Raw genomic sequence first — 25,960 nt, forward strand, 5'->3', positions numbered from 1 at the left:
ACGCGCTATCTCAGAGTCAGTCCGGCTCGATGGTCGCGGACGTTCTCTGGCACAGCGAAGTCCCCGATTTCTACCAGCTTAAGGAGCAGGGCGTGCTCGAAGCCTACAAGTCGCCCGAAGCCCAGTACGTCGACAGCCCCGTTGAAGACCCCGACGGCTACTTCACACCGGCCCGCAACGGAACGCTCGGCATAATCTACAACACCCGCTTCATCAAGACTGCGCCGACCTCGTGGAAGGACGTTCTCGGCCCCGACTATAAGGACGCCTTCGGCGTCGCCGACCCGGCGCTCTCCGGCACCGCCTACGGCAGCGCGGCGGCCCTCGTCAACCTCTACGGCTGGGACTACTTCAAGGATATGCAGAAGAACGGCGGCATCATGAGCCAGGGCTCCGGCCAGGTCGTCGACGACACTGCGATGGGCGACCTCGTGGCCTGCATCGGCGTCGACTACATAGCGATGGCGAAGATAGAGAAGGGCGCGACGCTCGCGATAGCTTACCCGAAAGAGACCGTCGTGCTCCCCAGCCCGATAGCCATCATCAAGGGAACGAAGAACCTCTCCGCGGCTCAGAAGTTTGTAGACTTCGTGCTTTCTAAGGAAGGCCAGCAGATTATAGCCAACAACTACACGCTGCCCGTGCGCGACGACGTTGCGCTCCCCGAAGGCAGCCCGCTGCCCAAGCCGCACGACGCGGTCGTCAACGCCATAAAGCTCGACTTCCAGAAGATGAGCGGCGAAGGCAAGGAAGCGTTCATCAAGCAGTTCAAGGAGATTATGCGCCCCGCCAAGTAAGGGACGCAGAACTGCGGACGGCCTGTAAAGGACGCTCCGCCAAAGTAAGCTGATTGTTCGGGGAAGGCCGAAACTCTGCGGCCTTCCCCGTAATTCTTCCCACCAACATTGAAATGAAAGGAGCAGATTTGCTTGGCTGAAGTAAAACTTGAGCATGTGCGCAAGGCTTACGGCAAGAAAGTCGTTTATAAAGACCTCAACCTCACGATAAACGACGGCGAATGCTTTACGCTGCTCGGCCCCTCCGGCTGCGGCAAGACGGTCATGCTGCGCATGATCGCGGGCTTCGAATCGCCGGATGCGGGCGTCATATCGATAGGCGGCGAGGTGCAGTCCTCGCCCGCCGATAAGATAATGGTGCCGCCCGAGGAGCGCAACCTCGGCGTCGTCTTCCAGGACTACGCCGTGTGGCCTCACATGACGGTGCGCGAGAACGTAATGTATCCGCTTCAGATGCAGAAGGTCGACAAGGCCGAGGCGGCGAAGAGGACGCAGGACGCGATAAACAGCGTCAACCTGAACGGCCTCGAGGAACGTCTGCCGTCTCAGCTCTCGGGCGGACAGCAGCAGCGCGTCGCGCTCGCCCGTGCGCTCGTCGCAGAGCCGAAGATAATGCTTCTCGACGAGCCTCTGACGAACCTTGACGCGAACCTGCGCGAGGAGATGCGCTTTGAGATACGCGCGCTGCAGAGGAGAAAGGGCGCTACGGTGCTCTACGTCACGCACGACCAGGAAATAGCGCTCGCCATTTCCGACCGCCTCGCGGTGCTCGACCAGCACGGAAATATATGTCAGATAGGCACGCCTGTGGAGCTCTTTGAGCATCCCGTCAACGCCTTCGTATTCCGCTTCATGGGCGTGGCGAATATGCTCCCGGTGGAAGGCCGCGACGGAAAGCTCTACGTCAAGGGCACGGACGCGAAGCTCGCCGATGAAATAAAAGAGCCGCTTCCCGCCGACGCAGTCATGGGATGCCGCCCCTCCGACATCGACCTCTTCCGCGATCCGTCGCAGGGCATGGTCGAGGCCACGGTCAGCCGCGTCAACCTGCTCGGCCCGATTGTAGACCAGCGCATAGACTTCGCGGGACACGAGCTGCGTTCCCAGATGGAGACGCACTACGCGATAGACCACAACCTTATCTTTGAAGAGGGAGACCGCGTCGGAGTCCGCATTGCGAACCAGCTTATATTCGACGCGAGAACAATGGAAGGAGTGATAGAGGATGCCTAGCCACAGCCACGGCGGCAAAAAATTCGGGATGGCTGAAATTATATTCCTTCTCGCCGTCCTCATCCTCGTCGTAATAGTCGCGCTTCCGGTCATACTCATCTTCTGGACCTCGTTCATAGTCGACGGCCAGCTCAACCTCCAGACCGTCTACGACACGATAATGCAGCCAGAGACCTTCCAAGCGCTCAAGATGTCCATACTGATAGCGATATGCGTCACGGTGATATGCACGGTCGTCGGCACGCTCTTCGCATGGCTCGTCACGAGGACGGATATGCCGTTTAAGGAGACGATGAAAGTCCTCTTCACCGTCCCGTTCATGCTCCCGGCCTTCATCGGGGCTATCGCGTGGAAGATGCTGCTCTCGCCCCGAGCGGGGTACATCAACCAATTCTGGATGGGACTATGGGGGACGCGCGAGCCGCTCTTCAACGTCTACGGCTTCTGGGGCATAGTCGTTATAGAAAGCATGTACCTGTTCCCGTTCGTCTTCATACAGGTCAGCGGAGCGCTAGAGCACATGGACCCGACGCTTGAGGAGTCGGCGCGCATATCGGGTGCGGGGCTCTTCACGATAACGCGCAAGATAACGATACCGCTCATAATGCCCTCCGTCGTCGCGGGCGCGCTGCTCGTCTGCCTCTACTCGCTCTCGCACTTCGGAACGCCCGCCATCCTCGGCACGGGCGTCGGCATATACACGATACCGACGATGATTTACGAGCTGATTCACCAGAGCGCGGGCAGCTTCGCCGCAATACGCGCGGCGACGGTCCTCTCCGTCGTCCTCGTCCTCTCCGCGGCGATAATCCTCTACGCTCAGAACCGCGTCATCAAGTCCGGCCGCTTCCAGATAATCGCCGGTAAGAGCGTGCGCCCGACGGTGCTCAAGCTGCGCGGGCTGCGTATGCCGCTCTTCATATTCTGCTGCATATACCTGCTCATCACCGTCGTCATGCCTACCGTAACGATATTCATCGTCGGCATGCTCAAGACCTACGGCGTACCTGTGACGCTTGAGAACATGACGTGGGACAACTTCCGCTACGTCCTCTTTGAATGGAAGCTGACGCGCGACGCTATATGGAACTCCACCTATCTGTCGCTCTCCGCGGCCTTCGTCACGATGATCGCGGGCGGAATCATCTCCTACGTCCTCGTCAAGCTCAAGGTCCGCGGCAAGTGGTTCCTCGAGTTCCTCGGAATGCTGCCCTTCTCGCTTCCGGGTACGGTCATCGCGCTCGGCGTCATCCTGACGTGGAGCGGACGCTTCGGAATCAACATCTACAACACGGCGTGGATAATCTTCGTCGCCTACATCGCGCGCTACATGGCCTTCTCGCTCAAGTCCAACAGCGCCGCGCTTGAACAGGTCCACGACTCGCTCGTCGAGGCGAGCCGCGCGAGCGGCGCCACGCCGTGGCAGTCGCTGCGCGACATCGTCATCCCGCTCATACGCCCCGGCATGGTGGCGGCGTTCTTCCTCATCTTCCTGCCGGCGCTGCGCGAGCTGACGACCTCCGTCCTGCTCTACGGGCCTACGACGAGAACGATAGGCGTCGCGATATACACGCTGAACGAGGACGGCGAGACGGTCTACGCCTGCGCCCTCGCGGGCGTCGCGCTGCTTCTCATAGTCGGCGGCGAAATAATCATCAAGCGCTTCTTTGAAAAGAAACACCGCGCTGACAACGGAGGTGCGTAAACATGGCTTATGTAGAACTCAGAGACGTTACGAAGCTCTTCGGCACGGTCCGCGCGGTCGACAAGCTCAACCTCTCCATTGAAAAGGGCGAGTGCTTCTCCTTCCTCGGCCCCTCCGGCTGCGGCAAGACGACGACGCTGCGCATGGTCGCGGGCTTCGAGGACCTCGACGAGGGCGAAATCGAAGTCGGCGGCAAGCTGATGTCGTCGAAGGCGAAAAACTTCTACGTCCCGCCGGAGCACCGAGGCTTCGGAATGGTCTTCCAGGCCTTCGCGGTCTGGCCGCACATGACCGTCTACGACAACGTCGCCTTCCCGCTCAAGATAAAGAAACTCAGCCGCTCCGAGATAGAGGAACGCACGAAGCAGGCGCTCGCCAACACGAACCTCACGAAGCAGGCGCAGCTCTACCCGAACGACCTCTCAGGCGGAGAAAAACAGCGCATAGCGCTCGCGCGCGCGCTGTCCATCAACCCGGGGCTGCTGCTGCTCGACGAGCCTCTCTCGAACCTTGACCCGCACCTCCGCGAGGAGATGCGCTTCGAGATAAAGGACCTTCAGCGCAAATATGACTTCTCAATCATATTCGTCACGCACGACCAGTCCGAAGCGATGGCGCTCTCGAACCGCATCATGGTCATGAAGGACGGGCGCACGATGCAGATAGACACGCCGCTCAACATCTACGCGCATCCGAAGAACCAGTTCGTCTTCAGCTTCATCGGCCTCTCGAACTTCATCAAGGTCAAGCTTGACGGCGGACGCGCCGTCGTAGAAAGCGCGCCCGAGGCTGGAGCCTTGGCGACTGAGATACCGCAGGAATTCGCTGGCGCGCCGTCTGCGACGCTCGCCTGCCGCCCCTCCGACGTGAAATTCGTCCCCGAGGGCGAAGGCGTGCGCGGCGTCATAGACCGCATGGCCTACCTCGGCGAGACAGTAGACTACATAGTGAAGGTCGGCAACCAGGAAATCCGAGTGGAAAAGAGCCGCCGCGAGCCGCGCCTCGAAGTCGGCCACGCCTGCTCGATTGCAATCCCGCGCGTAGTCTGGTACGAATAGCGGGAAATTGGAGAAAAGAGACATAACACAGCAAAAAGGGCCGCGTCAGCGGCCCTTTTTCTTATCGTTGAGTCTGTTCTGAGTTTTCGGACTTCGTTACTTATCCAGCCACTTCGGCATGTTCTGGAGGAAGATGTGCTGGAGCCTCTGGACGGCGGGGCCGGGGCGGCCTGAGCCTATCTTCTGCGAGCCGACGCGCACGACGGGGAGGATTTCCTTGACGGAGCCGGTGATGAAGGCTTCGTCGGCCTGCGCCAGCTCCTCCTCGCGCGGGCAGCGCTCCTCGACGGTGAAGCCGTTTTCGCGCGCGAGCGTGAGGATGATGTCGCGCGTCACGCCCTTCAGGACGCGGCCAACCGGCGCGGTGATGATCTTGCCCTCCTTGCAGAGGAAGAAGTTGCTGCTCATCGCCTCGGTTATCTCGCCCTCGGGCGTAATGTAGAGCGATTCGAAATTCGTCTTCGACGTCTTGGCGAGCGGGATGAAGCCGAAAAGATAGTTCGTGCTCTTGATGAGCGGGTAGGGGCGCGCGACGCGGTTCGGCTCGAGCGCGATGCCGTTCTTCATCTCCTCCGCGGTCGGCTTGTGGATGTTCTCGTCGAAGACGACGAAGAAGCGCGGATGCGGGAACGTGCCGTTGTCGTTCACGTCGCCGCCCGTGATGTAGGGCTTCACTATCCCGTCGAAGCCCTTGACCTCGGGCCTCGCGAGCCCTTCGCGGATAATCTCCGGGAGCTTCGCTATTATCTCCGCAGCCTTGATGCCCGCGCCCTCGGTGCTGCCCGCGAGGCGCTCGAGGTGCTGCGCCATCGCGAAGGTCCTGCCCTCGTATACCCTTATCGATTCGAACGTGCCGACGCCGCGCTGTATGACGAGATCCGTCACGGGCAGCGAGCATTCCGCTATCGGCGCGTATTTACCGTTGTAATAACAAATTGCCATAGAAATTTCCTTCCTTCGTCAGTCGTCGCATAAGAGTATAGCGCTAAACGCCGCGCTTGCAAGACGCGGCGCTAAAAAGGCACGTGAAGCCCGCTGTCTATCCTGTAGTTCCTGTAATAGAGCGCGAGGTCGCAGAGCACGAGCGTCGTGTTCAGTGTGTAGGGGATGAGCATATAGATGGCCGTATGGCTCACGAGCACCTTCGCGATGCCGGCGATGTAGCCGACGAGGACGATCATCATAAAGGCGAGGCTCTTTCCCTTCCTCGTGCGGCTTGCCCACGATTTGTGAATCGACGCGGGCCACGCGGCGGCGAAGCATATCAGCATGACGACTTCGAGAATGTTGCTCCACGGCATTGTCGTAATCCTCCCTTGAGCTTTTCGTCCGCGCGGCGGACGTATCCTCATATTATCGCACGTTTTGCGCGCGGGGAATACGCGCGGAAAAATTTTCATCGCGGCGCTTGACCGCAAAATAAAGGTGGAATACAATATCCACAATTCCATTACTCTGCGGAGGAGGAGAGGAAGCTGAATCCAATTGTAGATCTGCCTGAGCCGCTGCTGCTCGGACTGCACGCGCTCGGCGAGCTTGCGAAAGAGCCCGACCGCTGTCTGACGACGCAGCAGGTCGCCGCGGCGATAGGCACGTCGGAGCCGCACCTGTCGAAGGTGCTCCAGCGTCTCAACAAAGGCGGCCTCATCAAATCCGTCCGCGGCCCCGGCGGCGGCTACAAGCTCAACTGCGTGCCGTCGGAGACCCCGCTTTATCCGATATTCGAGCTTCTCGGCGGCCCCTTTGAATCGCACGAATGTTCGTTCGAGGGCTGCCGCGGCAAAAAATGCTTCATCGCAGACATGGTGAACGAGTTGTCGCGCGCGTTCCTGCGCTACCTCGCGTCGCGCACGCTCGCGGACTTCGCCTCGTACTATGCGAGCGGCCGCGACGTGAGCATAGAGATTTCGGTGATAACCCCGAGCCTCGGGCAGAAACACCCGAACTTCGGGCACATAGCAAAATAAAAATTTCTTAGGGAAGGATTGTTGTAATTGGTCAACGTCAGAAGGAAATTGTTGGCGCTGTTATCCGCCGCGGCACTCACGGCCTGCGCGTCGTCCGCCGCGTTCGCGGAAGGCTTCGGCGTCTACGAATGGAGCGCCGCGGGAACGGCGATGGGCGAAGCGTATATGTTCGGCGAAGAGGACCCGTCCGTCCTCGCCTACAACCCCGCGCAGATAACGAAGCTCGACGGAACATACTTCAGCATCGGCGCCAGCTTGGTCAATCCGGATACGAAGGTGCTGTTTAGACAGTTAGGCCCTCTTGTCGGCGGTCATGGACAGAATGAGGTTTGGGAAAATGAGTATGACCCTGCCGTTATCCCTTATATGTACTATGCGACGAAAGCTGGAAAAAATTCGTGGTGGGGTATCGCGATGTTCTCGCGCTTTGGTAATCAAATTGAATATGATGACCTGTGGCCCGGACGCTACGACACAATCTTTTCCGGCATAAAGGGCTTTACCGTTCAGCCGACGTATGCGTTCAAAATTGGAGATAAACTTTCTGCCGCAGTTGGGCTTGATATAAATTATGTAAAGTTGAGGATGAGAAAATCGTTGCCAGGAGCTGCTCTTGCCCCTGGAATGGGAATAGGTGATATTGGTACAGACCTTGAGGGCGATACTGTTAATGTCGGTTGGCTCGCGTCACTCATGTATGATTTTAATGAAAAAACATCATTAGCTGTAACTTATCGCTCTAGGATAAAGCACACTATGGATGACGCAGATATAGCTTTCGGTATGGGCGGCATGGGGATAAGTACAGGGGCTAGCGGCACGGTTACACTTCCTGACTCTGTATCAATCGGTCTTGGGCATAAATTCAATGATAGAACACGAGTTGAACTTAACGCAGTTTGGACTAATTGGGAAACATACAGAGACCTTGATATATACTTTAATCCCGTACCGACAATCAGCATACCTAGCATAGGAAGTGTATCATTGCCATACTCAAAAAATGAAAAGAACTGGGAAGCCTGCTGGCGTTACGGTATAGGTATTGAGCATAAGCTCAGCAAGCAGTGGAGCATCCTCGCCGGCTACGTCTTTGACGAGAGCCCGATACCGGACAGCACGATGGACTTCACCGTTCCGACCGGCGACCGCCACCGCGGAAGCTTAGGCTTCAAGTACCGCTTCAAGGAAAATCACGAAATCGTCTTCGCCTACACCGGAATTTGGGCCGATAGCCGTGAAACGCAGTCGCGCGTCTCGCCAGGCGCGGACTACCAGTCCTCCGAGATATTCGACGGCTTCACGCAGGTCATCTCGCTCGGCTACACGATCAAGCTTAAGTAATTACCTTACGTTATAGCTTTGACTTACCGGCGGCTCTCAAAAAGGGGGCCGCTTTTTTTAATATTCAGAAATTGTGTATTTTGTAAAAAAACTATTGTCAATTACAAATATTGGTGTATGCTACGGATATGTTACGCAGGCATTGACGGTTCGTTAATTTATTCCTTTTTTCACGATGAGGATAAAGGCGGCCGGGACAAATTAGGAGGGACATTGCATGGCGACTCAGGAACATTTTGTGGATCTCGACAGCTTTAAGCGTCTCAACTCTATACCGATCAGATCGACGATAGAGACCGCTTTCTACGGGAACAACATTCGCCGCATCGAGGACCTGAAAGAGGCCTACGAGCTGGCGAAGAACAGCCCGGGGACGATTGAGCTTACCGGTATGCCGGTCTACAAGCCGGTCGAGCTCGGACTGCCGGAAGGGGCCAACGTCCTTCTCTTCAACGACGGAGCGGTCTACGGACGCTGCGCCGCGGCGCGCCGCATAATCGGCGAGCCGAACGTCAACGTTACGGAGATGGCGGCGCTCCTGCGCGAAGCCGTCTACAACTCGCGCTTCCGCAAATACTACCGCGCCGAGGCCATCATCGGGCTCGACGAGGACTTCATGGTCAAGGCCCATCTCATGATCCCCGAGGGCTTTGAGAACAACCTTTACAGCTGGATGCTCAACTTCCAGTACATCAACGAAGAGTACGCGAAGCGCTACGAGAAGTCGCGCCCGCTCGCGAACGACGGCGACATCTACGTCTTCGCCGACCCGTACTGGACGCACCCCGACTATCCGCTCGGCCTCGCCTTCTTCTCGCCCGAGCAGAACTGCGCCGCCATCCTCGGCATGCGCTACTTCGGCGAATACAAGAAGGGCACGCTGACCCTCGGCTGGGGCATCGCTGCGCGCAACGGCTACGCCTCCTGCCACGGCGGACTCAAGCGCTACACGCTCAAGGACGGAAGCAATAAGAAGTTCGTCCTCGCGGTTTTCGGACTCTCCGGCTCCGGCAAGTCCACCATCACGCACGCGAAGCACGGCGGCAAGTACGACGTCACGGTGCTGCACGACGACGCGCTCATCGTCAACGTCAAGGACAAGTACGCCATAGCGCTCGAGCCGTCCTACTTCGACAAAATGCAGGACTATCCGTTCGGCTGCCCCGACAACAAATATCTGCTCTCGCTCCAGAACTGCGGCGTGACGACGACGCAGGACGGCAAGACGGTCGTCGTCGGCGAAGACGTGCGCAACGGCAACGGCCGCGCGGTCAAGTCGAAGCTCTGGACGCCGAACAGAATAGACAGAATCGACGAGCCGCTCGACGCGATATGCTGGCTCATGAAGGACCCGACGCTCCCGCCGGTCGTGAAGCTCACCGGCGCGTCGCTCGCCGCCGTCATGGGCTCGACGCTCGCGACCAAGCGCACCTCCGCGGAGCGCCTCGCCCCCGGAGTCGACCCCGACGCCCTCGTCATCGAGTGCTACGCGAACCCGTTCCGCACCTATCCGCTCGAGATGGACTACACGCGCTTCCGCTCGCTCTTTGAGGACGGCGTGGCCTGCTACATCATCAACACCGGCTTCTTCATGGACAAGAAGATACCGAAGGAAATGACGCTTGAGATAATCGAGAAGATAGTCGAGGACAGCGCGGAATGGAAGCCGCTCAACGAAATCCCCGGAATGGAGATAATGGAGATAGAGGGCTTCGTCCCCGACTTCAGCGACGCGAACTACAAGCAGCAGTTCATCAACAGAATGAACGACCGCATGAAGTTCGTCAAGTCGCGCGAGACGGAGAAGGGCGGAATAGACAAGCTGCCGCAGGACGCGATAGACGCTCTCGAAAAGGTAATCTCGAACATAAAGTAAGCTGTTTCGGCAGAAATCACAAAAGCCGCGGGCGCTCGCCGTCCGCGGCTTTTTCGCGTCCTCGCGCCGCGCGTTTTACGTATCAGCCGCAAGAGAGTAAAATTTCAGTGTGTGTTGAATTTTTATCAAAGGGGTGTGAAGCATGGCGGATTTTTCAAAGGTTGAAAAGGCGCTGAAGGAGAGAGGATATACGGTGAAGGTCTTCGCGACCGGCGCGGAGGCCGCGGCCTACCTCGACGGCGAAATCGACGGCGCGACCGTCGGCATAGGCGGCTGCGCGACGGCACAGGAGCTCGGGCTCTACGAGCTGCTCGAAAAGCACAACACGGTGATCTGGCACTGGAAGCAGGAGGGCGCCGACGTGCGCAAAAAGGCCATGACGACGGACTTCTATATAACGTCGGCCAACGCGCTCGCCGAAAGCGGCGAAATCGTAAACATCGACGGCGTAGGCAACCGCGTGGCCGCGACGCTCTTCGGCCACAAAAAGGTCTATTTCATAATCGGCCGCAATAAACTGACCGCCGACTACGAAAGCGCCGTCCACCGCGCGCGTAACGTCGCCTCGCCGCGCCGCGCGCAGCAGCTCGGAGCCAAGACGCCCTGCGCCGAAAAGGCCGACCGCTGCTACGACTGCCGCGCAGCCGGAAGAATATGCCGCGGCATGACGACCCTCTGGGGCCCGATGATGGGCTCCGAAGCCGAGGTTATACTTATAGACGAAGAACACGGGCTGTAAGTCGAAGTTTAACGAAGAATTGCAGAAAAATTTCGGGCGGCACCAATGCGGAGCCGCCCGTTTTTTATATGCCTCGAGTTTATAGTCGCTTAACCATAACCAAACAACAAAACACATTATGTCATTCCTGCAATCTTCTGGCAGGAATCTCCGTGGTAAACGTTAGGGGCGACAAGGCAACGTATACGCTTCGTTGTAGCCTCTAACGATTAGGATGGAGGCCCTGGACAGAAGATTTCCAGGGCGACATAGGTTTTGTTATAAAGTTAAGCGACTATAAGCCTCCGGCAGCCTCGGCAGCGCGTCTATCAGCGCCTTTGTGTACGGGTGACGCGGAGTCTGCATTATTTCGCGCGAGGGGCCGCTTTCGCAGATTTTGCCGTCTTTGAGGACGATTATCTCTTCCGCGGCGAAGGCGGCGAGGCGCAGGTCGTGGGTTACGAAGAGCATCGACATGCCTGTCGCGGTGCGGCGGCGCAGAGCTTCGATTATCTCGCCGCGCGTCGAGGCGTCCTGCATCGAGGTCGGCTCGTCGCAGAGCAGCAGCTCCGGCCCGAGCATGAGGGCGCGCGCGAGCTCGACGCGCTGGCGCTGTCCGCCGGAGAGGCCGACGGCGCGCGATGCGAATATCCGTTCGTCGGTGAGGCCGAACTCGGCGAGAAGCTCCTTCGCGCGCTCGCGCCGCTCCGCCTTCGGGCGTTTGACGCCCGCTATTATCTCGGGCTCCGTCACCGCGTCTATGACCGACAGGCCCGGCGGCAGAGCGCCGTATGGGTCCTGCGGCACGTAGCCGCAGCGGCGGCGCAGCGCGGTGAGTTCGCGCGCGGGCGCTGCGTTCAGCTCTTTTCCGAAAAGTTTGACGCTTCCGGATTTCTGCGGAATCAGCCCTATCGCCGAGCGCAGCAGCGTGCTTTTGCCGCTGCCGGATTCGCCGACTATCGCGAGCGCCGCGCCGCCGCCAGCGAGCGAGAGGCTGACGCCGTCTAGCGCTGTGTGGCTTTTCGCGCCGCGCGATTTGAATTCGACCGTCAGGTCTTTTATCTCAAGAATAGGTTCAGCCGTCATTTTTCGTTCCTCAGAGCATCGCGGCGATGAGCGCCTTCGTGTGCTCTTCCTTCGGCGCGCGTATCAAATCCCGCGGCGCGCCGCTCTCTATCAGCCGCCCGTCCTTCATCACGAAAAGCTCCGAACAGGCCGAGGCCGCCATCGGCAGGTCGTGCGTCACGAGCAGTATCGTAAGGTTCTTCTCGCGGCGCAGCTTTTCGAGAAGGCGCAGAATCGCCGCCTGCGTTATCACGTCGAGCGCCGTCGTCGGTTCGTCGGCGAGCACCAGCCCCGGTTCGCAGGAGAGGGCGAGCGCAATCGCGGCGCGCTGTTTCTGCCCGCCGGAGAGCTCGTGCGGGTAGCGGTGCGCTATGTCCGCGGGAAGCTCGACCTCGCCGAGTAGCTCCGCGGCGCGCCGTTCCGCCTCCTCGCCTTTTATCCCGAGATGCACTTCGAGCACCTCTTTTATGTGGCGGCCTATCGTCATTACCGGCGTGAAGGAGTTCAGCGCTCCCTGCGGCACGAGCGCTATTTCGCGCTGGCGCAGCTTCCGCAGTCCGTCTTCGGGCAGGCCGAGGATGTTCCGCCCCTTGTATAAAATTTCGCCGCGCGCCTCGGCTCCCGCGGGCAGCAGGCCGAGCAGCGTCATCAGCACCGTGCTTTTGCCGCTTCCCGACTCTCCTATGAGGCCGCAGAAGGAGTTCTCCGCGACGGCGAAGGATACGTTCTTCACAGCTTCGTTCGCCGCGCCGCGCGCGTCGTATGTCACAGTTAAATTTCTGACTTCGAGCATCATTTCTTGCCGAGCCTCGGATCTATCTTTTCTTCGAGGAATTTGCCTATGTCCATAAAGATAAGGCAGACGGCGACGATTCCGAAGCCGGGCGGCAGCAGCAGCCACCACGCGCCCTCGGTGAACGCGCCGAAGGAATGCGCCTCGTGCAGCATACGCCCCCACGAGATGAGCCGCGGGTCGGAGAGGCCGAGGAAGGCGAGCCCAGCCTCGGCGAGTATCGCGCCGGGCACGCCGAGCGCGATGTTCGCAAGCAGCACGGGGGCGGTCTCGGGCACGAGATGGCGCGCGAGTATGTAGCTGCGCTTCGCGCCGAGCGCGCGCAGAGACTCCACCCACTGGCTTTCGCGCAGCGTCAGGACGAGCGCGCGCACGCTTCGCGCCGTGCCCATCCACGAGAATATCGAAAGTATCAGAACGAGCTGCCATAGCCCCTTGCCCCAGATTCCCGCGAGGACCATCAGAATCGGCAGCGTCGGGATGGACATCAGTATGTCGACGGCGCGCATGATGAGCGCGTCGCAGAGGCCGCCCGCGTAGCCCGCCACGAGGCCGAGCGACATCCCGAGCAGGCTCGCGATGAGCGTCGCGCTGACGCCGATTATGAGCGACGCGCGAATGCCGTATATCAGCAGCGTGAAAACGTCGCGCCCGCGCTGGTCGGTGCCGAGCAGGCCGCAGCGCTCGCCGGGCATCGAAAGCCGCAGCGAGACGGAATCCGCGCCGCGAACGATGAGCTTGTATTCTCCCGCGCAGGGGAAGAGGTAGTCGACGCTTCTGCTGATAAGCGGCAGGCCGAGCGCCTGCTTGAAAATCATGTCGCGCCCGTCGAGGTTCAGCCAGTATTCGGACTCTCCGCTCATCTCCGTAAGTTTATAGTCGCGCTCAGGCGTCCGCCAGATTATCGAAACGTCCGCCTCGGGGCGCGTCGTTACAGTACCTGCGAGCGCGAATATCGCGGGCGGCTTTTTGTCCCATCTGACGGAAGTTTCCGCCGCCGTCAAATCGTATGAGACGTTCGCGGGAAGCGAGCCTGAGCGCCACCAGACGGGGCGCGCGAAGGGCGCTCCCGCGAATTCGTAGGGCGAGCGCGGCAAGAGCGCCGGGCCGAAAGCGCCCAAGAGCGCAAGCAGAATGAAGGCGATGACGCTTTTACGCGACAAAATGTCTTTCATTCTTTGCGTCCCTCGATTCTCACGCGCGGGTCGACGAGGCCGCAGACTATATCCGCAAGCAGGTTGCACGTCACCGTTATCAGCGCGAGCAGGTAGAAGGCCGCGCCCGCGCTCGGGTAGTCGCTGCCGGAAATCGCCTCAAGCAGGAACGTCCCTATGCCGTGCAGCGAAAAGACCGACTCCGTGATGACCGCGCCCGAAACGAGCCCCGGCACCGACATCAGCAGAATCGTCACGACCGGCGGCAGAATCGTGCGGAATGCGTGCCAGACGACGCGCGGGCGCGAAAGTCCGCGCGCTCGCGCCATCAGCGCGAAATCCTCGTTCATCGCGCGCACCATGAGGTTGCGCACGTAGAGCGCCCAGCTGCCGAAGCCCATCAGCGAGAGCGAGAGCACCGGCAGCGCCATGTGCCAGATATAGTCCGCCGCGAGCGCGAAGCCGCCGTCCGGCGGCGGCACTGAGAGCGTGCCGCGCAGCGGGAAGAGCGGCAGGGCGCGCGCGAATATCATAAGCAGCACGAGCTGCACGAAAAATCCGGGGAAAGACGAGGTCAGCGCGGAGGCGCGCAGCACGAGCTTCTCCGCGAATTTTCCGCGGTTGACGGCGGCCTTTACGCCGAGCCACGTACCGAGCAGCGAGGATATCAGCATCGACGAGACCGTAAGCGTCAGCGTCACGGGCAGCCGCGAGAGCAGCTCGTCCCAGACGGGGCGGCGGCTCATGAACGAGAGGCCGAAGCTGAAGGTCAGCATCTGCTTGATATATATGACGAACTGCTCCCAGAGCGGCCTGTCGAGGCCGTAGAGCGCGCGCAGGTTCGCCTTCGCCTCGGGCGAGAACGACGGGTCGATTATCGAGCTGACGGCGTCGCCGGGCATCAGGCGGAAGAGCAGGAAATTCAGCACCAGCACCGCCGCGAGCACGACAAGCGACGAAGCGACGCGGCGCAGCAGCCAGCGGCGGCTCATCGCGTCCCCTCCAAGAGCCTGTAATGCGGATTGCGCCGCATCATGACGTACTCGCCGGGCTTATAGCTTTCGAGCGTGAACGGCCCGCAGCCGAGCAGCCCGCGCGGGCCGAACTTCGCGTCCTCCGACAGCGGGTCCCAGTTCTGCCAGTCCGTCACCCTGTCGAGCACCTTCTTCGGGAAGCAGGGCAGGCCGCCGATGTTGTCGAGATACCAGTAGCTGACGCCCTCCATCACGACGCGCAGCGTGTAGTCGTCGGGCGTCTCGGTGCGGCGCACGTTCTTGACGCTGTCGAAAAATCGCGGCAGCTTGTTCGACTTGATAAAATCGACCGATGCCTTCATGTCGCGCGCCGTCAGCGGCGAGCCGTCGCTCCATTTGAGGCCGCGCTTGAGCCTGAACACGAGCTCAGTATGGCGCGCATCGCCATCGCCCGCCGTGCGAACGCTCCACGACTCCGCGAGCGCCGGCATGTCCTCGAGCGTGTACGGGTCGGTGCCGAGCATCGTCTCGTAAATCATGCCGAGTACCTGCCACGAATATGCCGACGAAGCGGTGAACGGGTTGAGATTGCGCGGCTCCTCGGAGAGCAGCATACGCAGCGGGCGCATTTTGCCGTCAGCGGGCTCCGCGGTCAGCAGCGTCCACATATTGTCGGCGGTGATTTTTTCGGTTGTGAATACGTTTTTCCAGCCGCTCGAAATCGCGGCGACCGAGATGCGGCTGTAGATAGGTACGGAGGGCATAAGCTCGGCGAGAAGCTCCTGCGCCTCGCGCGAAGCCTCGCGCGCCGCAGCCTCGTCGGGCGCGAAGCGCAGCCGTTCGAGCGCCGCGTCGAGGCGCGCGTCGCGCACGCCCGTCATGTTGTAGCCGCCCGGGAAGTCCATCGAGCTGTGATAGAAGGAGTAGAGCGAATCGGGGTTGCGCCCCATGCCCCACGCGAGCACCGCCATGTCGTACTCCTTGCGGTCGAGGCGCGCGATCATCGTCGAAAAATCCATCGGCTCCGTCTCGGCGGGGAAGCCCGCCGCCGTCAGCGAACCGGCGATAAGCTCCGCCAGCTCCGCCGTCGTCGGCGCGAGACGCGCGAGCGGCGTCAGAATCTTCATCTTGGGGAAGGGCCGTCCGTCCGGCGAACGCAGCGCGCCAGTCATGTCGCGCGTATATCCGCGCTCCGCGAGCAGCTTTGCCGCGCCCTCGGGGTCGTATATGTCGCGCGAGCTGTTCGCGAGCGCCCACGGCGAGACCGGAGGCAGCCACGAATTTATCGGCTCGCAGTAGCCCGAGAAAATCATGCGCACAATCGCGCCGCGGTCTATCGACATGGCCGCAGCGCGGCGCACGACGGCGTCGTCCCACGGGAAATTCTTGTTGTTGAGAAGAAGGAAAAAGGCGTGCATTCCGCGTGCGAGCGACATTTTCAGCTTCGGGTCCGCGCCGAGCCTGTCGATGTCCGACGGCCGCGCAATGTCGCTCAGTATGTCCAGCTCGCCCGCCTCGGCGGCGAGTATCTGCGCGTCGGGGTTCGTTATAATGAGCATCGAAAGCTCCTCGAGCTTCGGCCCGCGTATCGAATTTACGTCTATCCGTTCGGCCGCGCGCGCCTCCGCCGCGATGAAGAGCGAAAGCGCCGCGAGCGCCGCAAGCAGAAATTTTATAGCGCTCAGTCCTCTTTTTCGGGGGCCTTGAGCCGCAGCTCCCTTCCCGGAACCGGCTTGCCCGCGATGATTTTCAGCAGGAGCCTCGCCGCGAGCACGCCCGTCTCAAACGACGGCGCGCCGCCCTCCTCCATCACGAGCGAGTGAAAGCCCTCGCGCGTGAAGCCGAAGCAGAGCGCCGGCATCGAAAGCGCGCCCGGGAAATTCTCCCCGTCGCACCAGATTACCCCCTCCGCGCCGAGTCCGTCAAGCGCCTCGGCGGCGCGCCTCGCGCGCACGTCCGCGCCGTCCGTAGATTTCAGTATCACGTCGTAGCCCGAGTTCGACAGCGCGCGCTCGAGCCCCGCGACGAAAGCGCCGGCCCACGGCTCCGTAAGGTCGCGCACGACGACGCCAGCAAGTCCGCTGCTCTTCGTCGAAAGATTGCGCGCGTTGCGGTCAAGCCGGTAATCGAGCGCCCGCACGCTCTCCATCACCTTTATCTTTGTTTTTTCGGAAATTCTGTGATCCCCGCGAAGCACGCGGCTCACCGTGGCCTTGTCCACCCCGGCGCGGTCCGCCACGTCCTGCATAGTGACCCTCATTGCGACACCTCTTATGCAACCGATTGAATGAATTATAGCAGAGGTAATGTGAGAGGTAAATATTCTCGATATCACAGTTTATACATTAAGATAAATTCGAAAAAGTTTGTGTATTGATTTTTACATTTATGTATGATAATATTCATATCAGCAACAATACCATGTTATTAAGTTATTAAAACAAAAGATCTTGAGGAGGCATTCTTATGGAAGATTTCGTAAGGAAATTTACCCGTCCCAACTGGATAGAGGTAAATCTCGATGCAATAGCTAACAACTTCAACAAACTGCGTGAAATGGTAGGCCCTAATATTAAGATAATGCCTGCTGTCAAATCAAACGCATACGGACATGGAATACTTGAGTCGGCGCGTATTCTTGAGGAATGTGGCGCAGATGTTATGGGCATTGGTTCCGTAGATGAAGGAATCGCTCTTCGAAAGTATGGAATTAAGACGCCGCTCTTGATTTTTGCCAGCAACCTTATTGAAGGTGTGGCTGATACATACATTGAATACAGCCTCACCCCCACAATTATGTATGAATTTCAGGGCAAGGCCATTTCCGACGCTGCTGTTGCTGCTGGAAAGAAAGACTTTCCGATATTTATTAAGGTGGAGTGCGGTCGCGGGCGCCTTGGCATCAACGTTGAGGACGCTCCGCCGATCATAGAGAATATTGTCAAAATGCCCAATATAAAGCTCTGCGGTATCTACACACATCTTTGTGACACGAAGTGGGAGGATCAGGGAGCAAATGATTATACGCGCTGGCAGAACGAGCGCTTTAGCAAGATGCTTGATGTGCTTGAAAGCAAAGGCATATATCCTCCATTCATTCAGATTGCCAACACGGCGGCTTCCATTGCAATGCACGAAATATGGCATCATGGAATCTGCCCTGGCAGGGCAATTTGGGGATACTCGCCTCTTGATCCAAGAGAAGAGCACCCGAAACTGCAGCAAGCAATGGTGGCGTGGAAAACGCGGGTTATTCTTACAAAAGATGTCATCGGAGGAAAATTTGGCCCTGGTTTCAAGAACGTCAAATTGGATAAGCCGCTGCATATCGGAATTATCCCATGCGGTTTAAACGATGGTGTCGATCATAAGAACAGCGCTGGATATGTACTGATAAGGGGTAAGCGTATACCAGTAGGAAGCTCTGAATCTCTGGAGCATACGATCCTTGATCTTTCTGATGCGCCGGAAGTTGAAGTCGGGGATGAGGTCGTTATTTTCGGCAAACAAGGCAACGAAGAAATTACATATAAAGAAGTATCTAAACTGTGGGATAGAAATCTTAGTGAATGGCTGATTGGAATTAATCCAAATCTGCCAAGGGTTTATTTCCGTAACGGTAAGGCCGTCAGTATTGCTAACGGCTTTAATGTAACGAAGTTATAGGTTGGTTGTAATGAGGCTTGTCTGTAAATATACACAGACAAGCCTCATGTAGTATCTTGCGTTCAAACAAAAAAGGGGAGAATTGTAATGCCTGTAGACTATCAGCCTTATGAGATGTTAGATAAAGTTATGACGCTTGACATGTCATTGCGCAATGCGATAGAGAAACTTTATAAATCATCACGCAATTTGACAGGAGAAGCACCACTCACATATGCAGCCGCAAAAGCACTTATTGACGAGACAAAACCAGGAGATGTTGTGTTCTTTTTGACCGGGTTGCTTGTACGCTCCGCTTTCACTACTGACATAGCTGAAAGCGATGGGCCTATAGGTATAGCGACACTTATATATACAATGCAGAGAGCGTTGAATATCACGCCAGTTATAGTTGCTGACAAGACGATGGTGCAGCCTTTAGCTACGGTAATGCGCCATGTAGGCTACAGCCGGATTCCTATAGATACGGTACAGGGCGCGTGTGCTCCAAGTAAACGCCCAACGCGCGCATATGCCATTGTTACAATGTCAGAAGATGCCGTAACCGCAATAACAGAAGCAAAGGAACTGTTAAATCGTTTCAATCCAGCAGCCATCATCAGCTGTGAGCGCGGCGGTCCAAATGAATTTGGAATTACCCATAATTCTCAGGGAAAAGATATTAGCTATGGGCATTGCCGTTCTGATCTTTTGTTTAAAACAGCTTTTGAAGACAGTGGAAGGACAGTTACCATTGGCATCGGTGATGGTGGTAATGAGGTAGGTATGGGAAATATCCACGATGATTTGTACGAGTGGCTTCCGCATGGAGATGTTTGTTGCTGTGGGTGTGGAGGTGGCATTATCCCGGAAACGAAATGCGACGTTCTTGTATCTTCTACTGTTTCTAACTGGGGAGCATCAGCGTTGGCTGCGGCTATTGTTATTATGACAGGCAAGCAAGAGGCTTTAGCTGGTATTGACGTGCATCGTAACGCAATAGAGGGAACGGCGGCGGCCGGCTTTATTGACAGCCCGACAGGAGAGATCGCAACTCGCATTGATGGAATGGATATGCCGGTACACCTTGCAATAGCGGAAGAATTTGCTCAGATCGCACGCAGCTATCTCAACAGCCACGCAGATATGTGGGAGAAAAAATAGACTGCTATAAAAATTAAGCCATATAACTGCATGAAGTGAAGGAGTGAATATATGATGAAAAAGTTGCTTAGCATAATTTTGACATTTGCGGCTATACTCAATATTTACAGCATTGATATAGCTTTTGCTGCAGAAGATCCCCCTGTTGTACTTCGTTTAGCATACCTGCCAGAAAACGGTTCGCTTGAAGATTCTGCTGCTAGGGAGTTTAAAAAATATATTGAAGAGAAATCTAATAACAACATAACTATCCATCTATTCCCAGGTGGGCAGTTGGGATCCGAAGGACATATGACAGAACAGTGCCAGTTTGGGACAACTGAAATGGTTGCCGTTGGAGAAATCGCGGCTGTCAATGCAGCACCTGAATACGCTACAATAATGCGTATACCCTATCTTTTTGATTCTTATACTCACCTTGAAAATTATCTGAACAGCAAGATGGGCGATACAGGTAAAACGATCATGGACATTCTGCGCGAACGCCGCGGCTTAAGGACTCTGGGATATTACAACCGCGGAGCACGCCAGTTGACAGCCAATAAGGCGGTTCGCTCGGTTGAAGACTTAAAGCACCTTTCTCTCCGTGTCCCGGATGTTGCTATACAGGTAGCTGCTTGGAGAATGACTGGTGCAATTCCTACTGCGATAAGCGCAGGAGAGCTGTACCTTTCCTTGAATCAAGGGCTTGTAAATGCGCAGGAGAATCCAGTCGATTTTATAAAAGGTTATGCACTGAATGAAGTACAGAGTCATATCATGGAAACGAACCATAATTATGGTATGCGTTGGATACTCATCAACGATAAAACATACCAGTCCTTAACAGATCAGCAAAAGGCTGTGCTTGAAGATGCCGTGAAGCACTATGTAAATGTCGCGAACGAAAGCATTAGCGCTGAAGAAAAGAGTACATGGCAATGGTTTGCAGAAAACGGTATGACAGTGATACGAGCCAACGAAATTGATTCTGCTTCAATCAAAAATGCCATAATGAGCGGAATCGATTCACTCAGCAAAGGTTGGGCTCCCTGTTGCCTAGAAATATGCGAGGCTACGCGCACGAAGTAACAGATATTATTTATGTGCCTGTTTTTTATTATACAACAGGCACATATTTTTATTTATTATCTAAAAAGTGAAGGAGAGCAGTATAATGAAGAAGTTGCAGGAAATATTAAAAAATGCTTCTTGCTTTTTGATAGTTGTTATAACTGTTGTATCTCTTGCTGCAGTTTTTTGGAGAATTATGGCAAAATATATTCCTTCATTGGATGGTTCAGCTTTCTTCTGGGCCAATGAATTCGAGCTTCTTGTGCTAAATTGGGTCGTTGTACTGGGTATGATGGTTGTATATACGCTAGACAACGATATAAGGATTACTCTGTTCTTTGATAAGTTTGGTTTTTCTTCGCAAAGGTTGTTGAAACGTATATTTAACATCCTCGATATTATAGTCTGGGGTGTAGTCGTAGGCTGGGGATCCGGCTTGGCAATGCAGGAATGGCATACTCCGACCTCTACATTGATGTGGTCACGGGGCTGTTTTATTTATTTTCCGTTTGTTGTTTTAGGTGTCTTTGTCGTGTTATTCAGCGCCTATCGTCTCACAACTTCTTTTAAAACAGAATAGGCAGGAAGGAGCGTTTGGAATGTATGGACTGTTGATGTGCCTGTTTTTCATAGGAATTTGTTTATTGGGATTCCCAATCAGCGTTTCTGCCTTGGCGGCGTCAATATTCTATCTTGTTGTTAACGGTGGTAATATAAGTTTAGCCATTGTCACGCAGACAATGTGCAGCGGTATCAACCAGTATTCGATGTTGGCAATTCCGCTCTTTATATTGGCTGGCAATATAATGAACTTTGGTGGGGTTACCGAGCGAATATTTAAATTTTGCTCTGCTATGGTCGGACATATCCCTGGTGGTTTAGGGCAGGTTAACGTACTTGGTTCAATCATATTTGCCGGTATGTCTGGCTCGGGTACGGCTGATGCCGCCGGACTTGGCAAGGTAGAAATAGAAGCTATGAAAAAAGAGGGGTACGACGTCGGCTTTTCGGCTGCAGTTACAGCGGCATCGGCATGTATAGGGCCGATTATCCCTCCAAGTATTCCAGCCGTTGTTTATGCTGTTCAGGCTGGAGTCTCTACAGGGGCGATGTTCGCAGCAGGGGTCATCCCTGGGCTGATAATGGGTATGTCCCAGATGGTGCTCTGTTATTTCCTTGGTAAAAAATATGGCTATTATCAGAAAAAAGCGACATTTGCCACTGTCAAGAAAACATTTTGGTCTGCGTTGCCTGCACTGTTCGCACCTGTCCTAATAATTGGAGGCTCATTTTCTGGTTTCTTCACTCCTACAGAAGCGGCTTCGGTGACAGTTGGCTATGGCGCTGCGATTGGCCTTTTTCTGTATAGGGAATTGAAGCTCACAGACCTAAAGCATATACTTTGGGATACCGTTGAAAATACGGCGATGATTATGCTTATTATGGGGACTGTTACAACGCTGGGGTGGATTCTGACTCGCGAATTGATCCCTCAAACTATTTGCGCATGGATTGTAAGTCTCTCGGATAGTCCAACTGTTGTTATGCTATTAATGCTTGTCTTTCTCTTGATTGTAGGATGTTTTATAACCCCATCTGCGGCAATCTTAATAGTTGTGCCTATTATTAAGCCGCTTGTAGCTGACTTGAATATACCGCCTCTCCAGTTTGCTATGTTGGTGGTCTATACACTTTGCGTTGGTAATGTAACTCCTCCTGTTGGCAACGTTCTTTACATAACGGCACGAGTCGCTAATATCACACTTGAACGGTTGATCAAGTGCATGATTCCGTGGTATATCCCGCTTGTGCTTCTTGCGGTGGCAATTGTGTTCTTCCCCAACCTTTCCACGTGGTTGCCAGTTTATTTACAATTTGCAAAATAATATTTGTATTTGATGTCAAATAACACAGGAGAGTACCTGTACTTTCCTGTGTTATAATTCGATAGTTTATATGTATATGATAATCATCGCTATCTTGAATAATCTGGGATGGTGTATACGATGGCGTAGTTAACCAAATTCAAGCGAATTATGGATCCATGACAACAATTCAGAGAAAGATCGCAGATTATATTGTCAAAAATTCTTCGGCTGTTGCATTTATGACACTTGAAAAGCTTGCTGCTGAGGTCGGAAGCAGCACGGCATCTATCATACGTTTTTCTCGTTTTTTAAATTTAGGCGGTTATGCCGATTTTGTTCAAGAGCTTCGTAAAGAGCTCCTCCAAAAGGATAGTGTGCCGCAACGGCTTTATAAAAACCGAAAAAGGCAACAAAACTCTACTTTGCTTCAAAGCAACTTAAATAATACTGTCAATAACATTCAATTGACCTCAAGTCATATTGATGCGTTGGGCTGCGGACCCGTGGCCGCAAGACTTTTAACCGAGGCCAAACGTATTTTTGTTTACGGTACATGTTCAATGACCGGAGTGGCTCAGTACATGACGGCAAGTCTACGTATGAATCATAACAACGTCAACCAACTCATGGGTGTTGGCGGTATCTATGCTGATGACGCGCTATCTCAGAGTGAAGGTGATGCTATCGTAATATTCTTATTCCCTCGCTATGAGTTTTTATTGCTAAAACTACTTCCGATATTGCGCAAAAAGCAAGTCAAGATTATAGTTTTCACGACACTCATATATGATTCTATTTCTCCTTGGGCGATGTGTTCATTCCATGTAGCGTGGCTGGACTCTCAATTACGTGACTCCTTAACGTCAATAATGTTCGCTGTTGACTACATAGCGTCCGAGGTGTCTGCGCGTACGGGGTATGATATACAGGAACGATATGCGGAGAATATGGAAGAAATGGTCTCAACATTTTATGTCGGGATTTAATAACACTGTCTTTAGTGTTTCTGACTATAATGTTTACTATCCAGTTTCAGCTTAATGACCGTTCTGTAAAAGCTTTGGCCAATGCGCATGTAATTATTTTTGCGCCATACTTTATGAAAAGTATGCTTGTAGCCTCAATTGCTTTTATTTATGTGGGACTGTTCGTTTTTGACAGCAATATTGTAAAAATAATAATGTTGGCGTTTGGATGTTGGACTTTTATGATTGGCCAATACCCAAGCTACAAGCAGAGGCAAAACTTAAAACAAGTATTTAACGACTCATATCCATCATTTCGTTATGATTTTGCTGAAAGTAAATTTTCTGTCTCAAGCATTGGAAACGGAACTTATTCATATTCTGATATAGATAAACTTTTTGTACATTCGATATATCTACTAATATTGTTACACTCAACACAACTATTGTTGATAGACACATCAGCGCTGTCAAAAGAAGAAGTGTATAAATTGAAATCATTCTTAGTGCAGAAATCCTCAAAAAAATGGCGACGCTGTAGCATTATCCGCTTATAAAAGTTCATATTGCTTATGATGTAAATTTACCGGCGATGAATCCCATCGCCGGTAATGGATTCTATTTCTCCATCCACCGCGAGTAGAGCTTTGCGTATTCCGTGTCGTCCTCGATATGCCGCAGCGAGTGGAGGAAGGCGCGGCCTTTTTCGGTCTCTACTTCCTGCGTGAGGCAGCGGACGCGCGTGCGCGGGATCGGGTGGATGAATTCTCCCTCGGCGAGCGCGGGCTCCATGAACTCGGGGACTTCGTCGGGCACGGTGTCGAGCGCCCAGCTGAAGTAGACGGCGTTGTTCGTGTGGTCGTTGACGTCGAGGTCCTGCCAGCGGACCTTCCACGTTTCCTCTATCGACGGGGCCGTGACCGCCGGGATTTTAACGTCGGGCGGCAGCACCTCGTTGACGCGCTCCTTGAAGGCGGTCATCAGCTCGCATTTGTCGAGGCGCATCGGCCTCTGCTTTACGAAGTCGAGCAGCACCCACCAGGTGTAGGCCGAGCCGAGGAACTCGCCGCGCGAGTCCCAGAGCTTGAAGGAGCGCAGCGAGAAGAGGTTGCGGCACGGCTCCGCGTAGGTCTTTATGTGGATGTCGCCGCTTTCCTTCGTCGGGTATTTCTCAAGCTCTATGCGGTACTTGCGCAGCACCCAGGTGATGTTGTGCTCGAGCGTCTGGCGCACGGAGAGGCCGTATTTCGACGCGTCGGCGTCGGCCATCTCCTGGAACATCTCGAGCAGCACGGAGAATTTGACTCGCCCGCGCGGGTCTATGCCGCTGAATGGAACGGCGAGGTCGAGCTCAGTCATCGAGGTAGCTGTCGAAGTAGCCCTGTATGTAGACGACGGGCGTGCCTTTGTCGCCGGAGCCGGAGGTGAGGTCGCAGAGCGAGCCTATGAGGTCGGTCAGGCGGCGCGGCGTCGTGCCGAGCGTCGAGTGGCCGAAGCGGTCGAGGCGGCTCTTCGCGCGTATCGCCTCTTCGACGGCCTTCGCGGGGTCTTTGCCCTCGGCGTTGTCGGCGACGTATTTGAATTTGATTTCCTTCGGCAGTCCGACGAGGCCGTCTGTGAAGCCGGGCGATACGACGGGGTCGGCGAGCTCCCATATTCCGCAGACGGGGTCCTTGAAGGCTCCGTCGCCGTAGACGAGCACCTCGACGTCGCGGCCAGTGCGGCTCTTCATCTCCGCCTGGAGCTTGCGCACGAATTCTTCGCAGCCGCGCGGGAAGAGCTTCACGGAGTCGTCGTTGGTGTAGTTCGAGCCGAGGACGCCGTAGTCGGGGTTGAAGCCCGCGCCCTCGCGCACCGGCGAGGAGCATATCTGGTCGAGCGTGACGACCTTTTCCGCGCCGCCCTTTTCGAGTATGTCGCGGTGTATCGCGCGCGCGTGGATGCTCGCGACTATGACCTGCTTCGCGAATTTGAGCGCAGAGAGCGGGTTGTTCGAGAAATGCACGCTTATGCGCTCGGGGTCGATGCTCTTGTAGAGCTGCACGTAGTCGACGCCCGTGAACGGATGCTTGTACTCGCCGAAGATTTTGTAGTATTCATCCTCGCTGAAGCATTCGCCCGAGAGCCTGCCGCTGTTGAGGTAGTAGTTCATCGGCTCGATTATCTGGTTCCCCACCTCGTCGGAGGGGTAGGTGAGCACGACGTGGATTTTTCCTTTGATGCCCGCCGCCATGCCGCGCAGCAGCTGGTGGAAGCGGTTGCGCGAGAGTATCGGGCTTATGACGGCGACGTCGCCATCGGGGAATTTGCGCGCCACGTCGTCGGATATGTCGCGCAGCGTGACGTAGTTGCCCTGCGAGCGCGCGACGAGCGACTCCGTGACGCCTATCACGTCGCGGTCCCTTATCTCGAATTTGTCGCGCTCAGACGAAGCGGCCTTTATTATGTTGTCTGTGATTATCTTTACAATGTCGTCGCCCTTCGTGACGACCGGGAGGCGTATCCCTCTCGAAACGGTTCCAACGTAACGCATCGAATCGTCCCTTTCAGCCGGAGATTTTTTAGCAAGCCTATCTATTTT

24 protein-coding genes are annotated in these 25,960 nt (G+C 55.5%); 14 read left to right on the plus strand and 10 right to left on the minus strand.

From position 1 onward, the window contains the following. The 4 genes from ABGT66_RS02665 to ABGT66_RS02680 all read left to right on the plus strand — a co-directional run. The coding region (locus ABGT66_RS02665) for an extracellular solute-binding protein (RefSeq protein WP_346688663.1) at positions 1 to 797 on the plus strand (797 nt) is incomplete at its 5' end. A 132-nt stretch (positions 798 to 929) separates the two neighbouring features. Continuing rightward, a complete protein-coding gene (locus ABGT66_RS02670; protein ID WP_346688665.1) occupies positions 930 to 2,030 on the plus strand; it encodes an ABC transporter ATP-binding protein in 1,101 nt (366 codons plus the stop codon). Continuing rightward, complete coding sequence (locus ABGT66_RS02675) at positions 2,023 to 3,735, plus strand: iron ABC transporter permease (RefSeq protein WP_346688667.1); 1,713 nt, start codon at positions 2,023 to 2,025, stop codon at positions 3,733 to 3,735. The genes ABGT66_RS02670 and ABGT66_RS02675 overlap by 8 nt, the downstream gene beginning before the upstream one ends. A gap of 2 nt (positions 3,736 to 3,737) precedes the next feature. Next, positions 3,738 to 4,793 (plus strand): ABC transporter ATP-binding protein, encoded by a 1,056-nt coding sequence (locus tag ABGT66_RS02680; protein WP_346688668.1) that lies wholly within the window; start codon positions 3,738 to 3,740, stop codon positions 4,791 to 4,793. A gap of 96 nt (positions 4,794 to 4,889) precedes the next feature. On the opposite strand, the gene ABGT66_RS02685 is transcribed toward ABGT66_RS02680, so the two are convergent. Both ABGT66_RS02685 and ABGT66_RS02690 read right to left on the minus strand, forming a co-directional pair. Continuing rightward, positions 4,890 to 5,735, minus strand: coding sequence for an aminotransferase class IV (locus ABGT66_RS02685; protein ID WP_346688670.1), 846 nt, complete (start codon positions 5,733 to 5,735; stop codon positions 4,890 to 4,892). 71 nt (positions 5,736 to 5,806) lie between these two features. After that, positions 5,807 to 6,094, minus strand: coding sequence for a hypothetical protein (locus ABGT66_RS02690; RefSeq protein ID WP_303149731.1), 288 nt, complete (start codon positions 6,092 to 6,094; stop codon positions 5,807 to 5,809). A gap of 216 nt (positions 6,095 to 6,310) precedes the next feature. On the opposite strand from ABGT66_RS02690, the gene ABGT66_RS02695 reads away from it, so the two are divergent. From ABGT66_RS02695 to ABGT66_RS02710, 4 genes are all read left to right on the plus strand, one after another. After that, a complete protein-coding gene (locus ABGT66_RS02695) occupies positions 6,311 to 6,760 on the plus strand; it encodes an Rrf2 family transcriptional regulator (protein ID WP_294193791.1) in 450 nt (149 codons plus the stop codon). A gap of 27 nt (positions 6,761 to 6,787) precedes the next feature. Then, positions 6,788 to 8,104 carry an outer membrane protein transport protein gene (locus ABGT66_RS02700; RefSeq protein ID WP_346688672.1) on the plus strand — a complete coding sequence of 439 codons (1,317 nt, stop codon included), beginning with the start codon at positions 6,788 to 6,790 and terminating at the stop codon, positions 8,102 to 8,104. Positions 8,105 to 8,321: 217 nt separating this feature from the next. Further along, on the plus strand, positions 8,322 to 9,980 hold the full coding sequence (locus ABGT66_RS02705; RefSeq protein WP_346688674.1) for a phosphoenolpyruvate carboxykinase (ATP): 1,659 nt from the start codon (positions 8,322 to 8,324) through the stop codon (positions 9,978 to 9,980). A gap of 142 nt (positions 9,981 to 10,122) precedes the next feature. After that, positions 10,123 to 10,719, plus strand: a complete 597-nt coding sequence (locus ABGT66_RS02710) for a lactate utilization protein (protein WP_346688676.1) — start codon at positions 10,123 to 10,125, stop codon at positions 10,717 to 10,719. 258 nt (positions 10,720 to 10,977) lie between these two features. On the opposite strand, the gene ABGT66_RS02715 is transcribed toward ABGT66_RS02710, so the two are convergent. Genes ABGT66_RS02715 through ABGT66_RS02740 form a run of 6 tightly spaced genes read right to left on the minus strand, consistent with a single transcriptional unit; the run spans position 10,978 to position 16,944 of the window. Further along, complete coding sequence (locus tag ABGT66_RS02715) at positions 10,978 to 11,784, minus strand: ABC transporter ATP-binding protein (protein ID WP_346688678.1); 807 nt, start codon at positions 11,782 to 11,784, stop codon at positions 10,978 to 10,980. Between the two features lie 10 nt (positions 11,785 to 11,794). Continuing rightward, on the minus strand, positions 11,795 to 12,559 hold the full coding sequence (locus ABGT66_RS02720; protein ID WP_346688680.1) for an ABC transporter ATP-binding protein: 765 nt from the start codon (positions 12,557 to 12,559) through the stop codon (positions 11,795 to 11,797). After that, a complete protein-coding gene (locus ABGT66_RS02725; RefSeq protein ID WP_346688682.1) occupies positions 12,556 to 13,731 on the minus strand; it encodes an ABC transporter permease in 1,176 nt (391 codons plus the stop codon). Before ABGT66_RS02725 ends, ABGT66_RS02720 begins: the two co-directional genes overlap by 4 nt. Then, positions 13,728 to 14,702 carry an ABC transporter permease gene (locus ABGT66_RS02730; RefSeq protein WP_346688684.1) on the minus strand — a complete coding sequence of 325 codons (975 nt, stop codon included), beginning with the start codon at positions 14,700 to 14,702 and terminating at the stop codon, positions 13,728 to 13,730. The genes ABGT66_RS02725 and ABGT66_RS02730 overlap by 4 nt, the downstream gene beginning before the upstream one ends. Beyond that, the gene (locus tag ABGT66_RS02735) at positions 14,699 to 16,369 is read right to left on the minus strand and encodes an ABC transporter substrate-binding protein (RefSeq protein ID WP_346689227.1); all 1,671 of its coding nucleotides are present in this window, start codon (positions 16,367 to 16,369) and stop codon (positions 14,699 to 14,701) included. Before ABGT66_RS02735 ends, ABGT66_RS02730 begins: the two co-directional genes overlap by 4 nt. Then, positions 16,366 to 16,944 (minus strand): LacI family DNA-binding transcriptional regulator, encoded by a 579-nt coding sequence (locus ABGT66_RS02740; protein WP_294193767.1) that lies wholly within the window; start codon positions 16,942 to 16,944, stop codon positions 16,366 to 16,368. Before ABGT66_RS02740 ends, ABGT66_RS02735 begins: the two co-directional genes overlap by 4 nt. 206 nt (positions 16,945 to 17,150) lie before the next feature. Here ABGT66_RS02740 and alr point away from each other — a divergent pair, with 206 nt between their 5' ends. The 6 genes from alr (at position 17,151) to ABGT66_RS02770 (ending at position 23,400) form a co-directional block, all read left to right on the plus strand. Then, entirely contained in the window at positions 17,151 to 18,350 is a 1,200-nt protein-coding gene (gene alr / locus ABGT66_RS02745; protein WP_346688686.1) for an alanine racemase, read from the plus strand. 87 nt (positions 18,351 to 18,437) lie between these two features. After that, complete coding sequence (locus ABGT66_RS02750; protein ID WP_346688688.1) at positions 18,438 to 19,493, plus strand: glutamate cyclase domain-containing protein; 1,056 nt, start codon at positions 18,438 to 18,440, stop codon at positions 19,491 to 19,493. A 51-nt stretch (positions 19,494 to 19,544) separates the two neighbouring features. Further along, a complete protein-coding gene (locus tag ABGT66_RS02755) occupies positions 19,545 to 20,564 on the plus strand; it encodes a TRAP transporter substrate-binding protein (protein ID WP_346688690.1) in 1,020 nt (339 codons plus the stop codon). Positions 20,565 to 20,649: 85 nt separating this feature from the next. Beyond that, positions 20,650 to 21,126 carry a TRAP transporter small permease subunit gene (locus tag ABGT66_RS02760; RefSeq protein ID WP_346688692.1) on the plus strand — a complete coding sequence of 159 codons (477 nt, stop codon included), beginning with the start codon at positions 20,650 to 20,652 and terminating at the stop codon, positions 21,124 to 21,126. Positions 21,127 to 21,145: 19 nt separating this feature from the next. Then, positions 21,146 to 22,432, plus strand: a complete 1,287-nt coding sequence (locus ABGT66_RS02765; RefSeq protein WP_346688694.1) for a TRAP transporter large permease — start codon at positions 21,146 to 21,148, stop codon at positions 22,430 to 22,432. Positions 22,433 to 22,533: 101 nt separating this feature from the next. Continuing rightward, the gene (locus tag ABGT66_RS02770; protein WP_346689228.1) at positions 22,534 to 23,400 is read left to right on the plus strand and encodes a MurR/RpiR family transcriptional regulator; all 867 of its coding nucleotides are present in this window, start codon (positions 22,534 to 22,536) and stop codon (positions 23,398 to 23,400) included. A gap of 597 nt (positions 23,401 to 23,997) precedes the next feature. On the opposite strand, the gene ABGT66_RS02775 is transcribed toward ABGT66_RS02770, so the two are convergent. Next, positions 23,998 to 24,738: an acyl-ACP thioesterase domain-containing protein gene (locus ABGT66_RS02775; RefSeq protein WP_346688696.1), complete on the minus strand. Its 741-nt coding sequence runs from the start codon at positions 24,736 to 24,738 to the stop codon at positions 23,998 to 24,000. Beyond that, a complete protein-coding gene (locus ABGT66_RS02780) occupies positions 24,731 to 25,912 on the minus strand; it encodes a coenzyme F420-0:L-glutamate ligase (RefSeq protein WP_346688698.1) in 1,182 nt (393 codons plus the stop codon). The genes ABGT66_RS02775 and ABGT66_RS02780 overlap by 8 nt, the downstream gene beginning before the upstream one ends. Positions 25,913 to 25,960 lie beyond the last annotated feature (48 nt).

It is taken from the genome of uncultured Cloacibacillus sp., assembly GCF_963926575.1.
Taxonomy (GTDB): Bacteria; Synergistota; Synergistia; order Synergistales; family Synergistaceae; genus Caccocola; species Caccocola faecigallinarum.